Annotated in this window: 3 protein-coding genes; 2 read left to right on the top strand and 1 reads right to left on the bottom strand. The window is 62.0% G+C overall.

What is annotated here, in order from left to right; all coding sequences use genetic code 11:
* On the top strand, positions 1–825 hold an 825-nt coding region (locus tag OC610_RS24155), incomplete at its 5' end, for a helicase-related protein (protein WP_264431444.1).
* Between the two features lie 79 nt (positions 826–904).
* A complete protein-coding gene (locus tag OC610_RS24150) occupies positions 905–2,302 on the top strand; it encodes an aminoacyl-tRNA deacylase and HDOD domain-containing protein (protein ID WP_264431443.1) in 1,398 nt (465 codons plus the stop codon).
* 119 nt (positions 2,303–2,421) lie between these two features.
* Here the strand turns inward: OC610_RS24150 and OC610_RS24145 are convergent, their stop codons facing one another.
* Positions 2,422–2,802, bottom strand: a complete 381-nt coding sequence (locus OC610_RS24145; protein WP_264431442.1) for a helicase — start codon at positions 2,800–2,802, stop codon at positions 2,422–2,424.
* Between the last annotated feature and the right edge of the window lie 346 nt (positions 2,803–3,148).

The following is a 3,148-nucleotide window of genomic DNA, read 5'->3' as shown; positions in this document are numbered from 1 at the left end:
ATGTGCCCGCACCAGCTAATCATGACCGCGACACCGATCCCGCGGACCCTGGCGATGAGTGCCTACGCCGACCTCGACACCTCGATCCTCGACGAACTGCCCCCGGGCCGAACGCCGGTCAACACCGTGCTGGTCACCGATACCCGACGAGTGGAAGTGATCGAGCGCGTGCGCAGCGCCTGCGCCGAAGGACGGCAGGCCTATTGGGTCTGCACGCTGATCGAAGAATCGGAAGAGCTGACCTGCCAGGCCGCCGAAACCACCTATGAAGACCTCACCGCCGCCCTCGGCGAATTGAAGGTCGGGTTGATCCACGGCCGCATGAAACCCGCCGAAAAAGCCGCGGTGATGGCTGAATTCAAGGCCGGGGCCCTGCAACTGCTGGTCGCCACCACCGTGATCGAGGTGGGTGTCGACGTGCCCAACGCCAGCCTGATGATCATCGAAAACCCCGAACGCCTGGGCCTGGCGCAGCTGCACCAGTTGCGTGGCCGCGTCGGTCGGGGCAGCGCCGCCAGCCATTGCGTGCTGCTCTATCACCCTCCACTGTCACAGATCGGCCGCCAGCGCCTGGGCATCATGCGCGAAACCAACGACGGTTTCGTCATCGCCGAAAAAGACCTCGAATTGCGCGGCCCGGGTGAAATGCTCGGCACGCGCCAGACCGGTCTGCTTCAATTCAAGGTGGCCGACCTGATGCGCGACGCCGACCTGCTCCCGGCGGTACGCGACGCCGCCCAGGCATTGCTGGAGCGCTGGCCCGACCATGTCAGCCCGCTGCTGGATCGCTGGCTGCGTCACGGGCAGCAATACGGCCAAGTGTGAGCACACGCTCAGTTTTCTGGACGCGCCTGTTGGACAAGCTGGTTATACTGACCCACTTGTAGGAAAACGGATACAGACCATGACTGAAGCTGCCCTCGTCCCCGAAACCCCGCACGCTCCGTCTGTGATTCGGCAGTTGCTCGAGAAATTGGGCATCGCCTTTGACGAAGTCATCGAACGACCGGGCCTCAACCCCGCTCGCAAAGTGCAGGCCGTGCTGTTGCACGACGCCGTCGGCGCGCTCATGGTGCTGTTTCCGCAAAGCCAGTTGCTGGACCTCAACCGCCTCGCCGAACTGACTGGCCGCAAACTCACGGCGGTGCCGACCGAGCGCCTGGAACGCATGCTCGGCAAACACAGCCTGAGCCTGCTGCCGGGCCTGCCCGCGCTGACCAGTTCGCCGTGCCTGTACGAAGAAGGCCTGCTGCGCGAGCCGAAGCTGCTGATCAACTCCGGTGAGCCGGGGTTGCTTCTGGAAGTCACCAGCGAAGCCTTCAAGACCATGCTCACCAAGGCCAGCGCCGCGACGTTCGGCGAAGCCGTGAGCAACATCATCCCCAACCTGGACCGCCCGGACGACGACCGCAAGGAAATCACCCAGGCCGTGCAGGTGTTCACCGCCCGGCGTATCCAGCAACGGCTGGAAGAAACCATCGAGATCCCGCCGCTGGCTGAAACTGCGCAAAAAATCATCAAGCTGCGGGTCGACCCCGACGCCACTATCGACGACATCACCGGCGTGGTGGAAACCGACCCGGCCCTGGCCGCGCAAGTGGTGAGCTGGGCCGCCTCGCCCTACTACGCCTCGCCCGGCAAGATTCGTTCGGTGGAAGACGCGATCGTCCGCGTGCTGGGCTTCGACCTGGTGATCAACCTGGCCCTGGGTCTGGCCCTGGGCAAGACCCTGAGCCTGCCCAAGGACCATCCGCAACACACCACGCCGTACTGGCAGCAATCGATTTACACCGCCGCCGTCATCGAAGGCCTGACCCGCGCCATGCCCCGCGCCCAGCGCCCGGAAGGTGGCCTGACCTACCTGTCGGGCCTGTTGCACAACTTCGGCTACCTGCTGCTCGCCCACGTATTCCCGCCGCACTTCTCGCTGATCTGCCGGCACCTGGAGGTCAACCCGCACCTGTGCCACAGCTACGTGGAACAACACCTGCTGGGCATCAGCCGCGAACAGATCGGCGCCTGGCTGATGCGCTACTGGGACATGCCCGACGAACTGGCCACCGCCCTGCGCTTCCAGCACGACCCCCACTACGACGGCGAATACGCCGCCTACCCGAACCTGGTATGCCTGGCCGTACGCCTGCTGCGCTCGCGCAGCATCGGCTCCGGCCCGGACGAAGACATCCCCGATGCGCTGCTCGATCGCGTTGGACTGACTCGGGAAAAGGCCAATGATGTGGTGAGCAAGGTTCTGGAAGCCGAGGTGCTGCTGCGGGAATTGGCTTCGCAGTTCAGCCATTAAACGCAGCGGCATAAGGGCTGTTGTGGCGAGAGAGCTTGCTCCCGCTCGGCCTGTAGGAGCTGCCGAGCGAAGCGAGGCTGCGATCTTTCCTCCGTCAGTTGATTCTCAAGGGCTCTCGGCTAGCCCTTCTTGGCCTTCCTCGGCTTCAAGTACTTCATCAACCCCTGAAACCAGATCACCAGCGCCGGATTACCCTTGATCTGGATCGACTTGTCCTGGATCCCCGTCATGAACGCCAGTTGCTTGTTTTTTGCCTGCATCGTGGCGAAGCCATAGCCCGCATCCTTGAACGCGATGGCGAAGGCCGGCGTTGGATAAACACCCGACTGGCTGGTGATTCGCTGGTTCTTCACGGTGAAGTGCCGGGCAACCTTGCCGTCGAGGGTTTGCAGCTGGAACACCAGCGCCTTGTCGCCCAGCTGCTGCTGGAACGCCGGATTGGTACGGCTGGCCTTGGCCATCAACCACCCCAGCATCCACAACAAGAAACGAAATTTCATCGGCACAGCCTCGTGAGAAAAATGAACGGCTGGCGCAGTTTAGCGATTCTTCAGCGGAACGCCATCATCGGAACGCTTTAACGGGAGATCAGCCTGTTTTCGCGAAAGATGACTGCCAAGTCACAAAACCAAACATCAAAAGATCGCAGCCTTCGGCAGCTCCTACATCAATTTCTGTAGGAGCTGCCGAAGGCTGCGATCTTTTGATCCTTTTCCCTTGCCAAACCTTCGGACATTTCCTTCAAAACGCCGGGCTGTTCATGAACTAGGCAGCAGTACCGAGGGCCGCTAACCTCTGTTCGTCATCGCAAAAAACGGTGACACGGACGTGCAAGTCCGATCCAGG

It is taken from the genome of Pseudomonas agronomica (genome assembly GCF_025917275.1).
Taxonomy (GTDB): Bacteria; Pseudomonadota; Gammaproteobacteria; order Pseudomonadales; family Pseudomonadaceae; genus Aquipseudomonas; species Aquipseudomonas agronomica.
The sequence above is the reverse complement of the archived record's forward strand: the minus strand, read 5'-3'. Positions and strand labels throughout refer to the sequence as shown.